This window comes from Alcaligenes sp. GCM10023179 (genome assembly GCF_042653705.1).
Taxonomy (GTDB): Bacteria; Pseudomonadota; Gammaproteobacteria; order Burkholderiales; family Burkholderiaceae_B; genus Alcaligenes; species Alcaligenes phenolicus.
This window is the reverse complement of record NZ_JBHSIQ010000001.1, coordinates 109,838-129,764: the sequence shown is the minus strand read 5'-3', so window position 1 is coordinate 129,764 and position 19,927 is coordinate 109,838. Positions and strand designations below refer to the sequence as shown.

At 58.0% G+C, this 19,927-nt stretch carries 19 protein-coding genes; 12 read left to right on the top strand and 7 right to left on the bottom strand.

Features of this window, described 5'->3' with window-relative positions; translation table 11 throughout:
* Positions 1 to 199 precede the first annotated feature (199 nt).
* Positions 200 to 676 (top strand): Lrp/AsnC family transcriptional regulator, encoded by a 477-nt coding sequence (locus tag ACFPDR_RS00630; RefSeq protein WP_009457505.1) that lies wholly within the window; start codon positions 200 to 202, stop codon positions 674 to 676.
* A gap of 7 nt (positions 677 to 683) precedes the next feature.
* On the opposite strand, the gene ACFPDR_RS00625 is transcribed toward ACFPDR_RS00630, so the two are convergent.
* The 4 genes from ACFPDR_RS00625 to ACFPDR_RS00610 all read right to left on the bottom strand — a co-directional run bounded on the left by ACFPDR_RS00625 (position 684) and on the right by ACFPDR_RS00610 (position 5,055).
* Positions 684 to 1,802 (bottom strand): glycosyltransferase family 4 protein, encoded by a 1,119-nt coding sequence (locus ACFPDR_RS00625; RefSeq protein ID WP_060185480.1) that lies wholly within the window; start codon positions 1,800 to 1,802, stop codon positions 684 to 686.
* 108 nt (positions 1,803 to 1,910) lie between these two features.
* Positions 1,911 to 3,281: a bifunctional UDP-N-acetylglucosamine diphosphorylase/glucosamine-1-phosphate N-acetyltransferase GlmU gene (gene glmU, locus ACFPDR_RS00620; protein ID WP_035269735.1), complete on the bottom strand. Its 1,371-nt coding sequence runs from the start codon at positions 3,279 to 3,281 to the stop codon at positions 1,911 to 1,913.
* Positions 3,282 to 3,307: 26 nt separating this feature from the next.
* A complete protein-coding gene (locus ACFPDR_RS00615; RefSeq protein WP_060185481.1) occupies positions 3,308 to 4,183 on the bottom strand; it encodes a PhaM family polyhydroxyalkanoate granule multifunctional regulatory protein in 876 nt (291 codons plus the stop codon).
* 44 nt (positions 4,184 to 4,227) lie between these two features.
* Positions 4,228 to 5,055 (bottom strand): NUDIX hydrolase, encoded by an 828-nt coding sequence (locus ACFPDR_RS00610; protein WP_009457498.1) that lies wholly within the window; start codon positions 5,053 to 5,055, stop codon positions 4,228 to 4,230.
* Positions 5,056 to 5,330: 275 nt separating this feature from the next.
* Here ACFPDR_RS00610 and coxB point away from each other — a divergent pair, with 275 nt between their 5' ends.
* The 5 genes from coxB to ACFPDR_RS00585 all read left to right on the top strand — a co-directional run bounded on the left by coxB (position 5,331) and on the right by ACFPDR_RS00585 (position 9,457).
* Positions 5,331 to 6,491, top strand: coding sequence for a cytochrome c oxidase subunit II (coxB, locus tag ACFPDR_RS00605; protein WP_026483582.1), 1,161 nt, complete (start codon positions 5,331 to 5,333; stop codon positions 6,489 to 6,491).
* 75 nt (positions 6,492 to 6,566) lie between these two features.
* A complete protein-coding gene (ctaD, locus tag ACFPDR_RS00600) occupies positions 6,567 to 8,174 on the top strand; it encodes a cytochrome c oxidase subunit I (RefSeq protein ID WP_009457496.1) in 1,608 nt (535 codons plus the stop codon).
* Positions 8,175 to 8,191: 17 nt separating this feature from the next.
* Entirely contained in the window at positions 8,192 to 8,305 is a 114-nt protein-coding gene (locus ACFPDR_RS00595) for a cytochrome oxidase small assembly protein (RefSeq protein WP_009457495.1), read from the top strand.
* Between the two features lies 1 nt (position 8,306).
* Positions 8,307 to 8,531, top strand: a complete 225-nt coding sequence (locus tag ACFPDR_RS00590) for a DUF2970 domain-containing protein (protein WP_003805158.1) — start codon at positions 8,307 to 8,309, stop codon at positions 8,529 to 8,531.
* Between the two features lie 50 nt (positions 8,532 to 8,581).
* On the top strand, positions 8,582 to 9,457 hold the full coding sequence (locus ACFPDR_RS00585) for a cytochrome c oxidase subunit 3 (protein ID WP_009457487.1): 876 nt from the start codon (positions 8,582 to 8,584) through the stop codon (positions 9,455 to 9,457).
* A 44-nt stretch (positions 9,458 to 9,501) separates the two neighbouring features.
* On the opposite strand, the gene ACFPDR_RS00580 is transcribed toward ACFPDR_RS00585, so the two are convergent.
* Complete coding sequence (locus ACFPDR_RS00580; protein ID WP_026483580.1) at positions 9,502 to 9,708, bottom strand: twin transmembrane helix small protein; 207 nt, start codon at positions 9,706 to 9,708, stop codon at positions 9,502 to 9,504.
* Between the two features lie 28 nt (positions 9,709 to 9,736).
* Here ACFPDR_RS00580 and ACFPDR_RS00575 point away from each other — a divergent pair, with 28 nt between their 5' ends.
* Genes ACFPDR_RS00575 through cyoE form a run of 4 tightly spaced genes read left to right on the top strand, consistent with a single transcriptional unit; the run spans position 9,737 to position 13,060 of the window.
* Positions 9,737 to 10,519 (top strand): SURF1 family protein, encoded by a 783-nt coding sequence (locus ACFPDR_RS00575; RefSeq protein WP_035269729.1) that lies wholly within the window; start codon positions 9,737 to 9,739, stop codon positions 10,517 to 10,519.
* A 1-nt stretch (position 10,520) separates the two neighbouring features.
* Positions 10,521 to 11,150 (top strand): SCO family protein, encoded by a 630-nt coding sequence (locus ACFPDR_RS00570; RefSeq protein WP_081055342.1) that lies wholly within the window; start codon positions 10,521 to 10,523, stop codon positions 11,148 to 11,150.
* A gap of 4 nt (positions 11,151 to 11,154) precedes the next feature.
* Entirely contained in the window at positions 11,155 to 12,228 is a 1,074-nt protein-coding gene (locus tag ACFPDR_RS00565; RefSeq protein ID WP_022983661.1) for a COX15/CtaA family protein, read from the top strand.
* A complete protein-coding gene (cyoE, locus tag ACFPDR_RS00560) occupies positions 12,167 to 13,060 on the top strand; it encodes a heme o synthase (protein WP_022983662.1) in 894 nt (297 codons plus the stop codon). Before ACFPDR_RS00565 ends, cyoE begins: the two co-directional genes overlap by 62 nt.
* 43 nt (positions 13,061 to 13,103) lie before the next feature.
* Here cyoE and ACFPDR_RS00555 read toward each other — a convergent pair whose 3' ends face one another.
* Positions 13,104 to 15,728 (bottom strand): cation:proton antiporter, encoded by a 2,625-nt coding sequence (locus tag ACFPDR_RS00555; protein ID WP_376910176.1) that lies wholly within the window; start codon positions 15,726 to 15,728, stop codon positions 13,104 to 13,106.
* A 283-nt stretch (positions 15,729 to 16,011) separates the two neighbouring features.
* On the opposite strand from ACFPDR_RS00555, the gene ACFPDR_RS00550 reads away from it, so the two are divergent.
* A complete protein-coding gene (locus ACFPDR_RS00550; protein WP_376910174.1) occupies positions 16,012 to 16,449 on the top strand; it encodes a DUF2946 family protein in 438 nt (145 codons plus the stop codon).
* Between the two features lie 98 nt (positions 16,450 to 16,547).
* Positions 16,548 to 18,599 carry a TonB-dependent copper receptor gene (locus ACFPDR_RS00545; protein ID WP_321291457.1) on the top strand — a complete coding sequence of 684 codons (2,052 nt, stop codon included), beginning with the start codon at positions 16,548 to 16,550 and terminating at the stop codon, positions 18,597 to 18,599.
* A gap of 250 nt (positions 18,600 to 18,849) precedes the next feature.
* Here the strand turns inward: ACFPDR_RS00545 and rpoH are convergent, their stop codons facing one another.
* Positions 18,850 to 19,746 (bottom strand): RNA polymerase sigma factor RpoH, encoded by an 897-nt coding sequence (rpoH, locus tag ACFPDR_RS00540; protein ID WP_009457472.1) that lies wholly within the window; start codon positions 19,744 to 19,746, stop codon positions 18,850 to 18,852.
* Between the last annotated feature and the right edge of the window lie 181 nt (positions 19,747 to 19,927).

Below are 19,927 nucleotides of genomic sequence, written 5' to 3'. Positions count from 1 at the left end.
CCAACTCCTGTTCATGGCCCCTTTCGGTGGGCCAACTAATCAATTCAATCCGCTTATTCTGATCTGAATCATGAAAAATTTTATATCTATTTTTTCTTCGAAATGAATTAAAATTTCATTTAATAATCAATATGAAAGAAAAACAAAATTCATTTTATTTAACGGAATTTTATTTCATCATAGATAGATAAACATTGTCATGATTGAACTGGACGAGCTGGATTTACGCATTCTGGAGCAACTGCAAAATGATGCTTCCATCAGCAATCAAGCGCTGGCTTTGCGCGTGCATGCCTCTCCCCCGACCTGCCTGCGGCGAGTACGTCGTTTAAGCGAACAAGGGGTAATTCGCAGGCAGGTTGCCTTGCTGGACCCGGAGCAACTGGGCCCCAGCTTGACGGCCATTGTGGAGATTACGCTGGACCGTCAGGGTGAAGAATATCTGCAGCAATTCGAGCGTCTGATGGCCCCCGAAGCAGCGGTGACGCAATGCTATCGCGTCTCGACCGGGGTGGATTTCATTGTGATCTTGCAAGTCAGCGACATGACGGCGTATCACAAGCTGGCTCATGCTTTATTCACCAGTCAGGCGAATATCCGCAATATACGAAGCTTCTTTTCGATTCATCAGGCCAAGTTCGAGACGCGGGTGCCTTTACCTGCACCAAAGATGTAAGCCGGGCTCAGGTCCGTACGCGTTGCTGTACCAGTTGCTGATACAGACGCAAGTAACGCTGCACCATGACAGCAGGGTCATGCTCCTGCTGCACCCAACGATGCGCCAGCGCTGCCTGTTGCCGCGCTGCTGTCGGATTGCTCAAAGTGTCATCCAGAGCCTGTGCAATGGCTTGTGCATCCCCTACCGCGCATAACTTGCCACGGCCATTATCCAGCAGCTCACTCAAACCGCCCGCCATCGTGGCCGTAACGGGCACGCCGTACACGAACGCATCAAGAACGCTGGAGCCCAGGGCTTCATGCCGGGAGCTCAGGACAAAGCCGTCCATCAAGCGATAAGCCTGTTCGGGGCGGGCTTCAAAACCAGCCAGCTTGTAGCAGTCTTCCAGCCCCAACTGCGCAATCAGTTCCTCTGCCGCCGAGTTCTCGGAACCAGGCGCACCGAAATGCAAAAACACAAAGTCCTGACGACGCTGATACAAGGCATGAACCGCGCGGATCAGAGTCAGGGGGTCTTTCTCGGACGTCAGTGCCGCCATCGTCCCCAGAACATGCAAGCCCTGCGGATTCCACCGCAGCCGCAAGTGGTTCACATAGGCCTCATCCTGCTCGACGTACTCGATGGCACTAGGAATCACATCTACGGAAAAGCCCAGGCGACGCGGCTCTGCCGCTGCTGCCTGGCTGATCGCTACCAAACGATCCGCCTTGCGCCACTTCCAACGCGTGCGTCGTTCCTTGGAAGTCAAAGCGCTGTCTGGCTGCTGTCCGCTACGTTGCTCGACGCGTTTGCGGTCAATCGGAAAAGCCGTGCGACGCGTAAAGACCACCCGTTTGGGCAGCCAGAAATGCAGCAAGGCCAGCCAGCTCATGCAGGACGCGGTTTGGGAATGGACGATATCAAAACCCCGGCCATGCACCAGTAAATAACGCAGCGCGGCACCCACGGAGGCGCATTCCACCACACTCACGCCCTGCTCTTTAGCACGCCTGGCCAACTCTTCATCACGTCGGGCCAATAGACTGACCTGATGACCAGCCTGTTGCATCTGCTGGATGCTCAGCAGGGTTTGCCGCTCGCCACCGCGCCAGCCGCGCTCGAAGTTAAGCTGCAGAATGCGCATGACGACGATCCAGAATCAGCCCCTCCGGGCACTGTGTGCCACAAGAGCAAGCAGCAATGCTCCCCTTGCGATGCAAAGGGAGAAATACCGAAGATGGGCTAACACACATCAAGATTTGCGAACCGGGCGCTTCCAGCCGGACACGCTGCGCTGTTCCGAACGCGACAAGGTCAGCTGATCATCCGGCGCATTGCGCACCAGGGTCGTACCCGCACCAATTGTTGCGCCACGGCCAACAGTCACCGGGGCCACCAACTGCGTATCGGAACCAATGAAGGCATCGTCACCAATCACGGTGCGGAACTTGTTCACGCCATCGTAATTGCAGGTGATGGTGCCTGCGCCAATGTTCACACGCTGCCCCACATCGGCATCACCGATATAGGCCAGGTGATTGGCTTTGGAACCTTCACCCAGCTGGGTGTTCTTGATTTCCACAAAGTTGCCCACGTGGGTGTGATTGGCCAGAACAGCACCAGGGCGCAGACGGGCGTAAGGGCCGATACGGGCTTCTTCGCCAACCTGGGCTTGTTGCAGATGGCTGAAAGCTTCGATTTGCGTACCGGCACCAATCGTCACGTCACGCAGCACGCTATGCGGGCCGACACGCACGCCGTCTTGCAACACAACCTTGCCTTCAAACACGCAACCCACATCAATGAACACATCACGGCCACACTCCAGTGTGCCGCGCAGATCAAAGCGGGCCGGGTCGGCCAAGGTCACGCCTTTTTCCAACAGACGGCGGGCCTGTTCTGCTTGCCACAGACGCTCCAGCTCGGCCTGTTGAATGCGGCTGTTCACACCCAGGGTTTCCCAACCAGCAGCTGGCTGAGCAGCTTGCACGGGCACGCCATCGGCAACCGCCAAGGCAATGATGTCGGTCAGGTAGTACTCGCCCTGAGCGTTGTCGTTGGTGATGCGGGTCAGCCAATCTTTCAGGCGCGCCGTCGGGGCTACCAGAATGCCGGTGTTCACTTCCTTCACGGCACGCTCGGCTTCGCTGGCATCCTTGTGCTCGACAATGCGCTGTACGGTGCCATCTGCACCGCGAATGATGCGGCCATAGCCGGTAGAGTCTGCCAGTGTTTCGGTCAGCACGGCCACGCCTTGCCCACGGGCTTGCAGCAAGCGGCGCAAGGTGTCAGCCTGGACCAAAGGAACGTCGCCATACAGAACCAGCGTGGCGTCATCTTCCTGGTCGCCACCGACCAGTTCAGGCACGGCCTGTTGCACTGCATGGCCCGTACCATGCTGAGGTTGCTGCAAGGCAAAGGCCAGCTCGGCCTGTGCGAAGGTTTGCTGAACGCGCTCGGCGCCATGACCCACCACGACCACAACTTTTTCCGGCTCCAGTTCACGTGCGCTGTCGAGCACGTGGGCCAGCATGGATTTGCCGGCGATAGGATGCAGTACTTTGGGCAGGTCAGACTGCATACGCTTGCCCATGCCTGCTGCCAGAATCACGATATTAAGCATAAAAATTTACCTACAAGGTTGGTCGATCAGTTCTTTTTGGTACTGCTTTTGGTGCTGCGCGTGGCGGTTTTTTTAGCCGCCGTTTTGGTGGCCGCCTTGGCCGCAGTTTTAGTGGCGGCTTTCGCTGCCGTTTTCACCGGCTTGGCTGCTGCCGGAGCACTGGTCTTGGCCGACGTCTGGGCATGGGCAGCTGCCGGTTTGGAGGGTTTGGCCGACGAGCCTGCCGCTTTAGCCTTGCTCGCCTGCTGACGATAATTTTCCACCTGCTGCATTGATGCGGCTGTGGCGGTCGCCATGGCATCAAACTGCTGTTGCAGCATGTTCCACCACGCTTGTGCAGCGGGATTGCCTGCACCGGCATCCTGCTGGGCACCGGGCTGTTTATCTTTTGGGGCGTCCTGCTTGGCAGCCGCTTCGGGCTGTGGCGCAGCTTGTTGTTGAGGCTGTGCCGAAGCATGCTGAGATGCCGTTTGCGATGCCGCTTCCGGCTTGTTGGCCCCAGACTTGGAATCTGAGGCAGCCGCGCTATCCGCCGCTGCCGCCATGGGATTGAAGGCCATAAAGGCTTCAAAGGGATTTTTCCCGCCCGCAGCCTGCGTACCTTGCTGTGCCATGGTTTTGATGGCCGCCAAGGTGGAGCGCTGAATCTCCAGCCCCTGGATGGTCGTGCTCAGCATGGACAGGTTCAGCTGCAACCAGCTTTCCACGGCACGCAAGTCACGAATACGACGATCCAGATCATCGGGGGACAAGCTGGGCATCATGCCCGAACTCAAATCGCCCGCCCCGCCGCTGGCCATGTTTTTCCAGGCCTGCGCCATCATGTCCATGCTGCGCAGCAAGGGATTGTTGCCGCCGCCCAGGGCATTGAAATCAGGTATACCAAAAGGATTCGGGTTCATGCGTAGCTCCCATCGGGTTGATGCCTGCCCGGTGACTCCCAGGTTCAGGCCAGCTGTTCCAGATGCTGCTTGATGCTGTCGATCAGCACCACTTGCGCTTCCAGGGTGAACAAATCTGCTTCTATCATTTGCCAGGCTTCATCCAGCGTCAATAAGCGAAACTCACTAACCTCGCCGTCCATATTGCAGGGCCGTACATCGTCGGCCAGCACGCAATCGCTAACCAGGGCGTTCTCCACCTGATAGCCTTCCGGCAGGCGACGGTGCATGCGCAAAGACACACGCAAAGGGGTGCAATTGTCCAGCACGGACTCGGCCAACCCCGCTTCTTCATAACTTTCGCGTATGAGAGAGGTATGCAGCGATTCACCACTGACCGCCAACCCACCGACCAGCGTGTCCCACATATTCGGGTCTGTTGACTTGGTGGGTGAACGACGTGCGGCCCAGATACGGCCGTCTGTGGACCAGCCATTCAAATGCACGGCTTGCGTCAAAAAGCCCAAGGGCCGTACCGCACCGCGTTCAATGCGCGACAGGCACTGCCCTTCTCCGACCACGTCCAGCAACTCGTCACGCCAGGCCCGAATGCAACCGCCTTCCTGCAAACGCAAGGCGACCTGATCCAGGACCTGAGCCAAGCTCAATTCCTGGCTGGGGCAATCGCTCAGACGCAAGACATCTTCTTCAATCGAGACCCCTGGCAAAGGCTCGATACAACGAGCGGCCTTGGGGGTGATCCATCCGGCAACGCGCCCATCTACAGTGACAGGGCGGCTGCCCGGTGGGGGCAATTGTTGCAGCTGACTGGTCAAGCTGGCCATGCGCTGACGCAGGGCCTGAGTAAGTGATCGGTTCTGGAACAAAGTCATAGTCGGCGATTGTAATTCAAGCCTTGCCCCATTACGGCTTTTGTAGCGTTTAGTCCAACCTTGTCTTCTAGGGACATACCCTGCCCTTGAAGGCTAAAACAAGTTCTATATAATTTCCGTGAACAGATAAGCTACTAAAAACTTCGAGCGGACCAGCACTTAGATGCGACAAGCCCGCCACTGCAACACAGCAGTTTCTTCCAGCGTTGGATTTTTCGGAGCGTTGACGCAGCCGAACCCCGGTTTGGCATGGCAACACCAAAAGAGGGACAACAATGAAGATGTGGAGAAGTTTATTTGCTCTGACCGCCTGTTCGACGGCAGGGCCAAGCCTGGCTCAGATCACCCACATGGAGGGTGGTCCCCGTGTCAATCAGCTCAATTTGCATAACGGGGTTACCCCCATCGCCCAGGACATTGCCTGGCTGCATTGGATGATGCTGATCATCTGTACCATCATCTTTATTGGCGTGTTCGGCGTGATGTTCTATTCCATCATCCGGCACCGCAAGTCCAAGGGCGCGATTGCCGCCCGCTTTCACGAACACCTGGGTGTGGAAGTGGCTTGGACCATCATCCCTTTCCTGATCGTGATCGGCATGGCACTGCCTGCCACCAAAACCGTGGTGGCCATGAAGGACACCAGCAGCGCCGACCTGACCGTCAAGGTCACTGGCTATCAGTGGAAATGGGGCTACGAGTATCTGGACGGTCCGGCCACGGGTGTGAAATACCTGTCCAACCTGTCCACCCCGCGCGCCCAGATTGAAGGCCGCGAACCCATTGGCCCGAACTATCTGATGGAAGTGGACAAGCCACTGGTCGTGCCGGTTAATAAAAAAGTGCGCGTCATGCTGACGGCCGAGGACGTCATCCACTCCTGGATGGTGCCCGAGTTTGGCGTCAAGCAAGATGCCATCCCTGGCTTTTTGCGCGATACCTGGTTCCGTGCGGACAAGGTCGGCACCTACCGCGGTCAATGCGCCGAGCTGTGTGGCAAGGACCACGCCTATATGCCCATCGTGGTGCAAGTGATGGCGCAAGAAGACTACGACAAGTGGGCTCAGGAGCAGAACGACTTGATGACTGCCCAGGCCGATGATCCCAATAAAGAGTGGACCAAGGACGAGTTGACCGAGCGCGGCAAACAGATCTTTGCGCAGAACTGCGTGGCTTGCCACCAGGCCAATGGCAAAGGCATGCCCGGCACCTTCCCCGCTCTGGATGGCGATACGAAATTTGTGCTCGCCCCCAAGAAAGGCCAGATCGACACGGTGTTGAATGGTCACCCTGGCACCGCAATGGCCGCCTTCCGCAATCAACTGACCGATGTACAGATTGCTGCGGTCATTACCTACACACGCAATGCCTGGGGCAACGCTGGCAAAGGGCCTGACCCTGTCGTGATGCCCGCCGACGTCAAGGAACAGCGCTAATTTTGCGCGCGCCGCCTATCACACTATCAATCTATCCCTGACTACGGCCAGGGGGAGTGCAGCAAGGAGTCAAGCATGAGTAGCGTCACCGTCGACCATGTAGCGAACCCGAGCGGACATGATGATCACCATCATGCCCATGCCACCCCTAGCGGCTGGCGTCGCTGGTTGTTCGCCACCAATCACAAAGATATCGGGACCATGTACCTGATCTTCTCCTTTGTGATGTTGCTGGAGGGCGGCGTGCTGGCCTTGCTGCTGCGTACCGAACTGTTCCAGCCGGGCCTGCAGTTTTTCCGGCCAGAGCTGTTCAACCAGTTCACCACCATGCACGGCCTGATCATGATTTTCGGCGCGATCATGCCGGCTTTTGTGGGCTTTGCCAACTGGATGATTCCGCTGCAAATTGGCGCATCGGACATGGCTTTTGCTCGCATGAACAACTTCAGCTTCTGGCTGCTGCCCGTGGGCGCGATTCTGTTTACCGCGTCCTTCTTTGTGCCGGGCGGCGCGCCTGCCGGTGGCTGGACCATGTACGCCCCGCTGTCCTTGCAAATGGGACCAGGCATGGACTTCACGATTTTCGCGGTCCACATTCTGGGCGCGTCCTCCATCATGGGGGCCATCAATATTGTGGTGACGGTATTGAACATGCGCGCGCCTGGCATGACGCTGATGAAAATGCCGCTGTTTTGCTGGACCTGGCTGATTACCGCTTATCTGCTGATTGCCGTGATGCCCGTGCTGGCCGCTGCCGTGACCATGCTGCTGACGGACCGTCACTTCGGTACACACTTCTTTAACGCCGCCGGTGGTGGTGACCCGGTTCTGTACCAGCACATCTTCTGGTTCTTCGGTCACCCCGAGGTCTACATCATGATCTTGCCGGCCTTTGGCATTGTCTCTGCCATCGTGCCTGCCTTCTCGCGCAAAGCCCTGTTTGGCTATGCCTCCATGGTGTACGCCACCGCCGCCATCGCGATTCTGTCCTTCCTGGTGTGGGCCCACCACATGTTCTCCACCGGGATGCCGGTAACCGGGCAGCTGTATTTCATGTATGCCACCATGCTGATCTCCATTCCGACCGGGGTGAAGATCTTCAACTGGGTAGCCACCATGTGGCGCGGTTCGCTGTCCTTTGAAACGCCCATGCTGTTTTCCATCGGCTTTATCTTCGTGTTCACGATTGGCGGCTTTACCGGCCTGATCCTGGCCGTGGCCCCGATTGATATTGCGGTACACGACACCTATTACGTGGTGGCCCACTTCCACTATGTGCTGGTGGCCGGATCGCTCTTTGCCCTGTTTGGCGGTGCCTACTACTGGCTGCCCAAATGGACCGGCCGCATGTACAACGAGCGTCTGGGCAAGATCCACTTCTGGTCCACCATGATCTCGTTCAACGTGACCTTCTTCCCCATGCACTTTCTGGGTCTGGCGGGCATGCCACGTCGTTATGTGGACTACGCTGGTCAGTTCACGGATTTCCACCAGATTGCCACCATTGGCGCCTTCTGGTTCGGCCTATCGCAACTGCTGCTGATCTACATCGTGATCCAGGCCGCACGCGGCAAGGGCGAAGTGGCCAGCGCCAAACCCTGGGAAGGTGCCGAAGGTCTGGAGTGGACTGTTCCATCGCCCGCTCCGCACCACACCTTTGAAGTACCCCCTGTCGTCAAGTAACACTGGAGGAACGCCGTATGACCCCCGAACAACGCCGTCGCAACCGCCGTCTGGGATTGCTCCTGGCCGTGTTCGTCATTGCCGTCATGGCCTGGACCTTTCTAAAAGGCAGTCAATTTTTAGGACAGTGATATGGATGACGATTTTCGGGACCTCACACGGCGCAAGCTCAGTTTTTTCCAGACATTGAAAGCCATTGCCTGGGGTTTTTTTGGAGTCCGTCGTGGTCGTGACCATGAGCAGGACATTGCCAAGATCAATCCGGTCTATCTGATTATTGCCGCCTTGATCGCCACGGTTGTTTTCGTTGTGGGCCTGATTATGGTGGCCCGCTGGTTCATTGGTCAGGCCAGCTGAACCCTGGCCGGATACTGCGCCCAAGGGCACATGACCCGAAGGAGAACACTATGCATGTCGAGACTACGGCTCACCCGTCCAAGGCGCCGTATTACTACGTCCCCGGCTTATCGGGGCACCCGGTACGCGCCAGCCTTTCCCTGTGCCTGACGCTGTTGGGTGCGGCTACCTGGATCAATAACTGGCCGGGCGGTTTCTGGGTGTTCCTGGTCGGGATTCTCAGCTTCTTGCTGGTGCTGTTCTTCTGGTTCAGCGATGCCGTGCGCGAGTCTGAAACGGGTCTGAACAGCACGCGTGTCGATATCTCCTATCGCTGGAGCATGTCGTGGTTCATCTTTTCCGAAGTCATGTTTTTTGCGGCCTTTTTCGGGGCACTTTGGTATACCCGTGAAATTGCCACGCCGCTACTAAGCGACCTGGATCACCGCGCCCTGCTCTGGCCTGACTTCACCGGCACCTGGCCGAATCAAGGCCCGGCGGGCACTGTTGCCCCCTTCCAGACCGTAGGCCCGCTGTGGCTGCCTACGATCAACACGGCCTTGCTGCTGACCTCGGGCGTCACCCTGACCATTGCTCACCACGCGCTGCGAGCCAGCAAGCGTAGTAGCGCGATTTTCTGGCTGTTCATGACGGTTGCGCTGGGCTTTGCCTTCGTGGCCTGCCAAGCTTACGAATACATGCACGCCTACGCCGAGCTGAACCTGAAGTTCACTTCCGGCGCTTACGGGGCCTTGTTCTACATGTTGACGGGTTTTCACGGTTTTCACGTGATTATCGGCGCCACCATGCTGACGGTGATGCTGATACGGCTGATGCGCGGGCACTTTACCGCCGAGCACCACTTTGGTTTTGAAGGGGCCGCCTGGTACTGGCACTTTGTGGACGTGGTGTGGCTGGGCTTGTATCTGTACGTGTACTGGTTCTAGCAATTCATGCTCCAGGCCCGTGTCTTCGGGCCTGGGTTTTTACTTCAAGCCAAAGGCACGCCAGTGCTTTCAATCCAACCCAGATGATGGGCCAGCAACACAAACAGGAACAGGGCCACGGACAAGCCCACTCGCCAGGTCAGCGCATAGGCCATGCGATTGGAATTACCCCGGTCCCGCATCAAATACACCAGGGCCGAACCCAGCGAAACAATAATCCCCAGAAACACGATCAGGACTAGCACACGCATTACGTATCCCCCGCTTCAGGTTGAATTGATGTCCAGCAACAATCCTCGTTCTTCTTCGACTCGATCCCTGCTTGCCCTGGTTTGTCTGGGTTTGCTGATGCTGCTGTTCATTAGCCTGGGGCGCTGGCAACTGAGCCGCGCGCAGGAACGTCAAAGCCTGGCACAACAAATAGAACAAGGCCGCCAGCAAGCTCCCCTTCATATTGATTCCCAGGCCAGCCTGGATAAAGGTGCCTTGTGGCAGTCTGTCTCGGTGCACGGCTCCTGGCGCAGTGAGTTAACTGTACTCCTGGATAATCGCAATTTCAAAGGTAAGCCGGGCTACTGGATTGCCACCCCTTTTGTGCTGGATGAGGGCGATTTGGCGGGCTCCAGCCTGCTCGTACTACGTGGTTGGTTGGCTCGCGTACCGGGGCAAACCCCTAGTGTTCCGGCTGCACCATCCGGCCACCAAACCATTTCCGGCGAGTTGATGGAACGCGTGCCGCGTCTATTTGAGCTGGGCAGCAGCCCCTTGCCTGCACACTTGCCCGACCCGTCTGGCACGCCCCCCGTCGTGCAGAACCTGGCTCTGGAAGATCTGCGCAGCCGCATTGACCTGCCTGTGCTGCCGCGCGTGCTGGCCCAGACGGCTCCCGCTTCAGAGTTGCAAACCAATTGGCCCGACCCGAATATCGACTTTGAAAAGAACCGTGGCTACGCACTGCAATGGTTCGGTTTTGCCCTGATTGCCCTGTGTGCCTGGATCGGTGTAGCGTGGAAATGGCTGCGACGCTCCAGGCTCAACTCTGCCCCTACAAGGAAAACCTGACGTGGACACGACTCAACCCCCAACCCGCCCGCGTTCCATGACTCCGCTGTATCTGCTGCTGGCGATCAGTCTGGCGCCGGTACTGTTTGCACTGGCTGCCTACTACATGCCATCACTGGGACTGCGGCCAGACGAGAGCAATGCCTACGGCCAATTGATTCAGCCTCAACGCAGCGTGCCTGAACCTGCCGCACTGCCCCTGCGCAATCTGCAAGGCGAAGCTTTTGATCTGCAATCGCTGCGGGGCCGCTGGGTACTGGTCAGCGCCGATGAAAGCGCCTGCCCCGAAAGCTGCGTGCGCAAGCTGTTCATTCTGCGCAACTCCCACGCCAGCCAAGGCAAGAACGTGGAACGCCTGACACGCGTCTGGTTTGTGACTGACCAGGGCCAGCCTTCGGAACAAATTCTGGAGGCCTATCAAGGCACCCATATGCTGCGTGCGGACCCACGCCAACTGGCCGAATTCCTGACCCCTGAAGCCGCTGGCAAGGCCCCCGAACAAGCCGTCAAAAATGGCATGTGGATCATCGACCCCAATGGCAATTTGATGATGCTGTTCCCCGGCGATGCCGACCCGCTCAAGGTTCGCACCGACATTCGCAAACTGCTGAACAATTCACGCATCGGATAAGCTCATGGCCGATATACGCCAACGCTACCGCAAGCTGGTTTACCTGACCTGGTTCCTGACCCTGGACCTGATCATGTTCGGCGCGTTTGTGCGTCTGACAGATTCGGGCCTGGGTTGCCCGGACTGGCCCGGTTGCTATGGCAAGCTTACGCCGCTGGGTGCAGGGGCACATATCGAACAAGCCTATCAAGCCATGCCCTATGGCCCGGTCAGCTGGGGCAAAGCCTGGATTGAAATGATCCACCGCTACGTGGGCGCGGCTTTGGGCATGCTGATCATTGCCATTGTCTGGATGGCATGGCGGCATCGCCATACGCTGGGGCATTCGGCCAGGCTGGCGGCTTTCACCTTACTGGCTGTGTGCGTGCAAGGGGCCTTTGGTGCCTGGACCGTCACTCACAAGCTGATGCCCATTATTGTCACCACTCACTTGCTGGGTGGCATGAGCGTGCTGGCCTTGATGACCTGGCTGGCCGTGCGCGAAAACCCAGGACCGCCAGTCTCACCTGTAACCCGCCGTTGGCGACCCTGGCTGATCGGGGCCTTTATCCTGCTGACGATTCAGATTGGTCTGGGCGGCTGGGTCAGCACCAACTACGCGGCGCTGGCCTGCATGGACTTCCCGCAATGCCACGGTCAATGGATACCGGAGATGGATCTGCACGGCGGGTTCTCGCTGTTCCGAGCGTTGGGCGAGCTGCCTTCAGGTGAGATGATTTCCCAGGCCGCGCTGACCGCCATCCATTGGGTCCATCGCAATATGGCCTTTCTGGTGTTTCTGGTTCTGGGTTCCGTTGCGTGGAAATTACGCGCCGACCCCATCTTGCGTCGCCCCGCGACTTTAGTGCTTTTGCTGCTGCTGGCCCAGCTCATCACGGGGTTAACCACGATCTTTTTCCAATGGCCTCTTTTGATTGCCGTCCTGCATAATGGGGGAGCTGCCGGTCTCGTTTTATGCTGCGTCACCCTGTTGGTACGGCTTTCCCGCAAGTCGACTGTCCCCCAAGGAATACAGTATGACAAACACCGCTACCCTGGCTCCCGCCTCGCTCCTGCGCCAGTATCTGGTACTGACTAAACCCAGAGTCACCCAGCTGGCTGTTTTCTGTGCCGTTATCGGCATGTTTCTGGCTGCTCCCGGCCTGCCCGATCCGGGCACCGTGGTCGCGGGTACGCTGGGCATATGGATGCTGGCGGCTGCCGCCTTTGCCATCAACTGCCTGATCGAAAGCCAGATTGATGCCCGCATGTTGCGCACCGCTCGGCGCGGTACGGCACGCGGCACCATTACCCCGCCGCAAGTGCTGGCCATGTCCGGTTTGTTGGGCGGCATGGGCATGCTGGTGCTGTATTACTGGGTGAACCCGCTGACCATGTGGCTGACCTTGGCCACCTTCATTGGTTATGCGGTGATCTATACCGTGATTCTCAAGCCCCTGACCCCACAAAACATCGTCATCGGCGGTTTGTCCGGTGCCATGCCACCTGCTTTGGGCTGGGCCGCCATTGCCAACGCCGTACCGGCTGAGGCCTGGTTGCTGGTGCTGATCATCTTCATCTGGACGCCGCCGCACTTCTGGGCCCTGGCGCTCTACCGTCAGCACGACTACCAGCGCTCCGGCCTGCCCATGCTACCCGTCACCCACGGCAAGACCTTTACGACGCTGCATGTGCTGCTCTACAGCTACATCCTGATGGCCTCCAGCCTGCTACCCTTTATCATCCGCATGAGCGGGCCGTTGTACCTGGCTGCGGCGATCTTGCTGGGTGCACGCTTCATTCAATACGCCCACCAACTGCACCGCAACTACAGCGATGAACTGTCTCGCAAGCTGTTCCGCTTTTCCATTATTTATCTGGCGGTCTTGTTTGGGGCATTGCTGCTGGATCACTGGGTGCGCTTGATCTGATCACGCCCAATAAAAAAGCGAGCCATGATCGGCTCGCTTTTTTTTATGCCTGTCCCTCGGTGGGCTGCGCCTGTCGTACCCAGTCCGGGGGTAAAGGCGGGCCTACAAAACTTTCTGCCTCGCTCAAGGCATGAGCCAAACCAAACAGCGGTGGCAGTTCCTCATGTTGGCGTTGGCCGGACTCGAACTCCTGCCACACTTGATACGCGCGCTGGCGTTGGCGCACAACGGCTTCAATCTTTTCACTGAAGCTGGGATCTTTGCCACGCAAGGTATCGAAATCACGCTCAGTCAGCATCAGCAAGCGGCTATAGCCCAGGGAGCGCACTTCACCAACGTGGTCGCTATGTTCCACGACATTGACTTCACCAATCGTTTGCCCTGTCCCCAGTTCCACCAGGCTACCATCAGGCAAAGTCAGTTCCAGCGCCCCGGACGCCACAAAGAACATGACACGCATGCCACCATAACGCAGATGAATTTTCTGGTCTGGCAGCGCCAGACGTGGGCGTAAACGTCGCGCCAGCTCCTTCTTGGCTTGCTCGGAAATGCCATCGAACATGGGCACCTGGGCAATCAGTTCCATGGCGCTCATGGTCATGTCCAGAGTGGGACGCTCGTCCAGATAACGCCAGCGTTGTGTGATCTGCTTGACCAGATCAGCGTACATCTCGCTGGTAATCAGAGAGTGGGACAACATGGTGCGGTAGTGGGCACGTTCTTGCGAAGCGGCGACGCGCGCCAAATAGGACTCTTGCAGCCACTGCGCGAACACCGGGTATTGCAGTGTCAGCGAGTGCAAGGCATCTTCCAGTTGAGACAGACGCAACTTGTGAGCCTGCACAATCGTGCCCGTAGCCTGTTGTCCCAGTAAAGGAGCCAGCTCGGTTTCGGCAAAACGTATCAGACGCTGGGCCACCGAGCGCTTGGCGATCAGGTTCGAGAAACGCTTGTCCAGTTCCCGCACCAGCCAGCCTTGCAGGCCAAACAGATAGTGCAAGCGTAAAGCAGACCGGAAACCTCGGGAGTAGCGCAGATCATTGGCAATGGCGGCCTCGAAACCGGCCAAGCCAGCCAGACGCACCGTATCGTTCATGCGTTCGGCCCGGCTCAACAAGGACTCGGCGGTTTTCCAATCCACAATCTGCGATTTCAGCAGCTCGTAAAACAGCTCCACCTCGCGGGCCGACAGAATCGCCATCCCCATTTTTACTTTCTGTGCTTCGGTCAGGCTTTGGATCTGGCCGGATGCCACACCGGCCTGACTGGCATCGAACACCGTACACAGGCGCTCGATGACCTGTGGCTTGATCTGCTCTTGCCGACCCAGTTCTTCGGTCTTGTCGCGCAGCTCTTCCAAGGCCAGACTCACCGCCTGATCGCGCAAGTGGCGCTCCAGCGGGGTCAGCTGATTCAGGCCTAAACGACGAATCAAGGGGCGTAAACTGATCCCGTTCACAAACAGGGTCAGCAACACAAAACCCGTGGTGGCCACACCAATGAACTGGCGCACATCATGCGGAATGGCGTGCTGTTCCGTAACCGCCAAGGCCAGCGCCAGGGAAACAGCGCCACGCAGGCCGCCCCACAGAATCACCACCCGATAGGGGCGACTGACTCGGGTGCCAAAGCGGGTGCGCCCCAGCAAGGGCAGAACGGCAAACACCATAACGGCCCGTGCCAGCAAGGTCACCACAAACAGCAAGACCACCAGGCCGATCTGCATCCAGGTGATTTCAGCCATCAGGCGTGGAATCAGCATGGCGGCAAACAGGAAGATCAGGGAGTTGGCCAGAAAACCCATCTGAGTCCAGGAGCTGCTCAAAAGCTCGAAGGTCGCAGGCGACATGCGGGTGCGGCCTGTCGAGCCCACCACCAGGCCGGAAATGACCGTGGCGACCACACCGGATACGCCCAGATAGTGCTCGGATACAAAAAAGGCCAGGTACGCCAAGGCAATGGTCAGCGTGACTTCAGCAGCCGGCCAACCGCGCAAGAGCACAAACAGGCCGCTGGCCAGACGCCCCATCAAGAAACCCGCGACACCACCGCCCAGAAAACTGAACAGGAAGCTGCCCAACACCTTGCTGCCACTTAATTCCCCACCCCCCGTCAAGACTGCCAACAGCACGGAGTACAAGGCAATGGAAGCCGCATCGTTAAACAGAGCCTCGCCTTCCACCAAGGTAGACAAGCGTTTGGGTGCACCCACTTCACGGAAAATGCCCACCACGGCCACAGGGTCCGTCGTGGCCACAATCGCGCCCAACATCAAACAGACCACCAGCCCATAAGACGAAGCCGCGTTCAAGGCGTAGCCAACGGCAAAGGTACAGACCACTACGGCCACGATGGCCATCATCAAGATGGCGCCGATATCGTCGAGCAGGCGGCGCAAGTTCATGGCCAGCGAAGTCTCGAACAGCAGGATGGGCAGGAAAGCGTAGAGAAAGGTCTCGGAGGAGATGTCAAAGGCCTGTAAGGTATCCAGGAAGTCGGACACCATCTTGGGCGCCCAGGCATGCAGGTGCAGCAAAATGCCCAGCGCAAAGCCGATCAAGGCCAGAAGTACGGAGTACGGCAGTCGCAAGCGTCCAGCCAAAGGCGGCATAAAGGCAACCAGCCCCAGCAGGCCTGCCAACCCAAAAACAAACTGCCCAATCTGCATCGCGACATCCTTTGTCATCGGCATTGAGTCGATCGGCATGTACATACGCATTCAGGCATGGGCAGGCCAGATCGGCACGGAAAATCCCCCCGCTTTCCGCATGAATCAGAATAGCGCCTTTTTCCGGACACACAGCCGCCGAATTATCTTTTTCTCGCAAAATTTACGTTTTTTGGCCTATGGACCCGCATTCAGAAACACAAATGGACGGTGATACGGCGGCAAGCCAAAATCTGCGCCAGCGCAAGTTCACGTCTGACATAACTCGTTATACTTTCGCATCATGAATTTCCCGCGCACCTTCCTCGCTGCGACTCACTGGCCCCATCGTCTGGGCCTGTGCTTGTTGTTGCTGGCTGTGGTGCTACGCGGCATGGTCCCTGCGGGCTATATGCCCAAGCAGACAGATCAGGGGTATGCGCTGGCCTTCTGTCTGCCTTCAGGACAAAGCCTTCCCCCTGAAATGATTCAGCACTGGGCGGCCTTGTTAGGCGAGGACGCCACGTCCCATTCGGACGAGGCCACCACCAGCGCCACCTGTCCGTTCTGCGTCATGCTGCAAGCCGCATTGACGCCCGCGCCGATTGCTATCGTCACGCCTTTGAGCCTGGGCCAGTTCCGGCCCTTCCTGCTTCCCCCTCTTAGCCCCGCCCTGGCACAGGCCTTTATTCGTGGCCCGCCAGTGGGGCAACGCGCCCCGCCCTCTCTTCTTCCTGCCTGATTCCCCGCGTTCGGCTCTGCCGCCACGCCTTTTATCCTTTGTTGCTATCGCCCAAGCGGGTTTGCCGCTGGACGACGGCTGCTCTTCGGAATTTAGTCATGAAGAAATTAATAAACCCCGGCCTGATCAGCGCCGGTGTGCTGGCCTGCGTGCCCTCTATGGCCTTGGCCCAATCCACCGTTATTGAACAACTCAGCCCCATTGTGGTGACCGGGGTGGCTCCTGAATCCCCCTTGCAGTTCAGCACCAACCCCAAACTGCCCCGCCTGCCCTTGCCTGCCAGCGACGGCACGGATTACTTGAAAACCATTCCTGGCTTTGCAGCCATTCGTAATGGCGGCAGCAACGGGGACCCCGTGCTGCGTGGCATGTTTGGCTCGCGTCTGAATGTGCTGACCAATGGCAGCTCCATGCCCGGTGCCTGCCCGTCACGCATGGATGCGCCGACCTCCTACATTTCGCCCCAATCCTTTGATGAACTGACCATCATCAAGGGCCCTCAAAGCGTGCGCTGGGGCCCGGGTGCTTCTGCCGGGACGGTACGCTTCGAACGCAAAGCGCCCGGCTTTACCGAGAACGACGCCACGCTGGACGCCAGTATTCTGGGCGGTTCGGCTGGCCGTCACGCAGGCAATGTGGACTTTGCGGCTGGCAATGCCTCTTACTATGCCCGCCTGACTGCCAATCAAGATCGCGCTCAGGACTACAAGGACGGGGATGGTGAACGTGTGCCCTCGCGCTGGAAAAAGTGGAATACAGACGTCGCCATTGGCCTGACCCCGGATGCCGATACCTTGCTGGAGTTAAGCGCAGGTACGGGTGACGGCTATGCCCGCTACGCCGGTCGTGGCATGGATGGCACGAAATTCAAGCGTGAAACCTTGGGTCTGCGTTTCAAGAAGGATATGCACGAAGGCGTGCTGCGCAATGTAGAGGCCCAGCTCTACTACAACTACGCCGATCACGTGATGGACAACTACGGGCTGCGCACCTTCAAACCGGGAGGAGGCATGTCCATGCCTATGGCCTCCAATGTGGACCGCCTGACCTGGGGTGGCCGTCTAAGCATGGACTGGGCCTTGAGTGAGGACCTGACCTTGACCACGGGTGCTGATTTGATGCGCAGCCGCCATCGCAAACGCAGCGGTATGGGCATGCAGGACTACCGCGATCAGGACTGGGTGAAAGATGCCGAGTTTGACAATATTGGCCTGTTCACCGAAGCCCGTTGGGATCTGAACGACGCCAGCCGTTTGATTGGTGGCGCACGTCTGGATTGGGCCAGTGCCCGCGACCTGCGACCCAGCCTGGGCAGTGGCATGATGAGCAAGCCCAACCCCGGTGCGAACGAGCGCCGTAGAGAAACCCTGCCCAGTGCCTTCCTGCGTATCGAGCATGATCTGGATTCCCTGCCCTTGAGCCTGTACGCCGGTATTGGCCATGTCCAACGCATGCCGGACTACTGGGAGCTGATTTCCCCGGCCAGCGGCCCGCAAGGTAGCGCCAGTGCCTTCCTGGGCATTCAGCCTGAAAAGACCACACAGCTGGATTTTGGTGCTCAGTACAAGGATGAAACGGTCTCGGCCTGGGCCTCTGCCTATATTGGCCAGATTCAGGATTACATCCTGTTCGACTACCTGCCCGGTGGCATGATGGGCATGAAAACCCAGGCCAGAAACGTCAAGGCCCGCATCATGGGCGGCGAATTGGGTGCGGACTGGAAAGCGACGCCCAACTGGACCTTGGGCGGCAGCCTGGCCTATGCCTGGGGCCGTAATAGTACGGATGGCCGAGCACTGCCGCAAATGCCCCCGCTGGATCTGCGTTTGACAGCGGATTATGTGCAAGGCCCCTGGTCTGCCGGCGGTGTCTGGCGCATTGTGGCCAAGCAAAATCGCTACTCGCAGGGACAAGGGAATGTGGTGGGTTACGACTTCGGGCCTACAGGTGGCTTCAGTACCTTGTCGCTGTATGGCGGCTACAAGATCAACCGCAATCTGTCCCTGACAGCCGGTGTGGATAATGTGTTCGACAAAACTTACGGCGAACACCTGAATCTGGCCGGGAACAGTGGTTTTGGTTTTGGCGCAGCAAGCCGCTTTAATGACCCTGGCCGCACCGTCTGGCTGCGTGCCGCTTTGACCTTCTGACCGTTTTTGCCTGCCGGGTCGGTCTGGCTCGGCCGGCAAAATAGCTGAAAAATCAGGGCAAAAAAAAGGGACACCTAGCTGGTGTCCCGTAAACATCCGCTTCAAAAGGGAGGGGAAGAGGAGAAGCCGAAGCGGATGCGCAAATGCCGAATTGCATAGGTGGCAAAAATCAGCAAATGTATTGTTTAGTCCGCGAAGATCAGCTTAAGTTCTTCGGATTCCCCGAAAAGTTGTAACTCTTTAAAACGACTTAAGCCGCAGGCGCCAAGGCGACGCGCAGCTTCTTGAACGCCGCCACTTCGATCTGACGGATACGCTCTGCCGACACGCCGAATTCGGCGGCCAGATCGTGCAAGGTGGCACCGCCATCGTCCTGCAACCAGCGGGCGCGCACAATGCGCTGCGAACGCTCGTCCAGCGTGTCGATCGCTTCTTCCAGGCCGCTGCCTTCCAGCATGTCCTGGGCACGACGCTCCAGCACGCGTGTGGGTTCCTCGTGTCCTTCATCGGACAGGTAGGAGATAGGCGCGAAATTGTCATCGTCGTCGTTGGCCGGGGCTTCCAGGGCCATATCGTGACCGGACAGACGCACTTCCATCTCGCTGACGTCCTGAGGACGCACATCGAGTTCACGTGCAATCGCGTCTACCTGGGCCGTATCCAGCGTTTGACCGTCCGGACGCATGCGGCGCAGATTGAAAAACAGTTTGCGTTGGGCCTTGGTAGTGGCCACTTTCACCATGCGCCAGTTGCGCACGACATATTCGTGGATCTCGGCCTTGATCCAGTGCACGGCAAAGGACACCAGACGTACACCGCGATCGGGGTCAAAGCGTTTGACGGCCTTCATCAGGCCCACGTTACCTTCCTGAATCAGGTCGGCATGCGGCAAGCCGTAACCCAGGTACTGGCGGGCAATGGAGACCACCAGCCGCAGGTGCGACAAAATCAGTTCACGCGCAGCATCCAGGTCATCCTGGTCGCGCAGGCGCTGACCCAGCTCGGTTTCGCGTTCGGCGCTGAGCATGGGCAGGCGGTTAACAGCAGAAATATACGCTTCGATCGTCCCCAGTGCGCCTGGATTAGACACGGCGGCGACGAGTTCATTACCAGACGTCAGGGCCAAAGCGTTCGCTTGTTGTGTCATGGAAAATCCTTCAAAAGTCAGCCGGCGAGAGCACTCAACAAGGCTCTCAAACCGCAGAAAACGTATTTCAACAATCATTGAGTTTAGCACTCGATGGTCTGGAGTGCTAAAAAATTCGAGTACAGGAATAAGAGCGTCGCAGCAAGAAAAAGTTCACTACTGGAGGGAAAACTGCGGCAAA

Excerpts from the sequence above, each read along its gene's own strand:
- ACFPDR_RS00580 (WP_026483580.1), bottom strand. The coding sequence starts at position 9,708 with ATGCGTGTGCTAGTCCTGATCGTGTTTCTGGGGATTATTGTTTCGCTG.
- ACFPDR_RS00630 (WP_009457505.1), top strand. The coding sequence starts at position 200 with ATGATTGAACTGGACGAGCTGGATTTACGCATTCTGGAGCAACTGCAA.
- ACFPDR_RS00545 (WP_321291457.1), top strand. The coding sequence starts at position 16,548 with ATGAAGAAATTAATAAACCCCGGCCTGATCAGCGCCGGTGTGCTGGCC.
- ACFPDR_RS00550 (WP_376910174.1), top strand. The coding sequence starts at position 16,012 with ATGAATTTCCCGCGCACCTTCCTCGCTGCGACTCACTGGCCCCATCGT.
- ACFPDR_RS00610 (WP_009457498.1), bottom strand. The coding sequence starts at position 5,055 with ATGACTTTGTTCCAGAACCGATCACTTACTCAGGCCCTGCGTCAGCGC.
- ACFPDR_RS00555 (WP_376910176.1), bottom strand. The coding sequence starts at position 15,728 with ATGCAGATTGGGCAGTTTGTTTTTGGGTTGGCAGGCCTGCTGGGGCTG.
- ACFPDR_RS00575 (WP_035269729.1), top strand. The coding sequence starts at position 9,737 with ATGTCCAGCAACAATCCTCGTTCTTCTTCGACTCGATCCCTGCTTGCC.
- ctaD (WP_009457496.1), top strand. The coding sequence starts at position 6,567 with ATGAGTAGCGTCACCGTCGACCATGTAGCGAACCCGAGCGGACATGAT.
- glmU (WP_035269735.1), bottom strand. The coding sequence starts at position 3,281 with ATGCTTAATATCGTGATTCTGGCAGCAGGCATGGGCAAGCGTATGCAG.
- ACFPDR_RS00625 (WP_060185480.1), bottom strand. The coding sequence starts at position 1,802 with ATGCGCATTCTGCAGCTTAACTTCGAGCGCGGCTGGCGCGGTGGCGAG.
- cyoE (WP_022983662.1), top strand. The coding sequence starts at position 12,167 with ATGACAAACACCGCTACCCTGGCTCCCGCCTCGCTCCTGCGCCAGTAT.
- ACFPDR_RS00565 (WP_022983661.1), top strand. The coding sequence starts at position 11,155 with ATGGCCGATATACGCCAACGCTACCGCAAGCTGGTTTACCTGACCTGG.
- ACFPDR_RS00590 (WP_003805158.1), top strand. The coding sequence starts at position 8,307 with ATGGATGACGATTTTCGGGACCTCACACGGCGCAAGCTCAGTTTTTTC.
- ACFPDR_RS00585 (WP_009457487.1), top strand. The coding sequence starts at position 8,582 with ATGCATGTCGAGACTACGGCTCACCCGTCCAAGGCGCCGTATTACTAC.
- coxB (WP_026483582.1), top strand. The coding sequence starts at position 5,331 with ATGAAGATGTGGAGAAGTTTATTTGCTCTGACCGCCTGTTCGACGGCA.
- ACFPDR_RS00615 (WP_060185481.1), bottom strand. The coding sequence starts at position 4,183 with ATGAACCCGAATCCTTTTGGTATACCTGATTTCAATGCCCTGGGCGGC.
- rpoH (WP_009457472.1), bottom strand. The coding sequence starts at position 19,746 with ATGACACAACAAGCGAACGCTTTGGCCCTGACGTCTGGTAATGAACTC.
- ACFPDR_RS00595 (WP_009457495.1), top strand. The coding sequence starts at position 8,192 with ATGACCCCCGAACAACGCCGTCGCAACCGCCGTCTGGGATTGCTCCTG.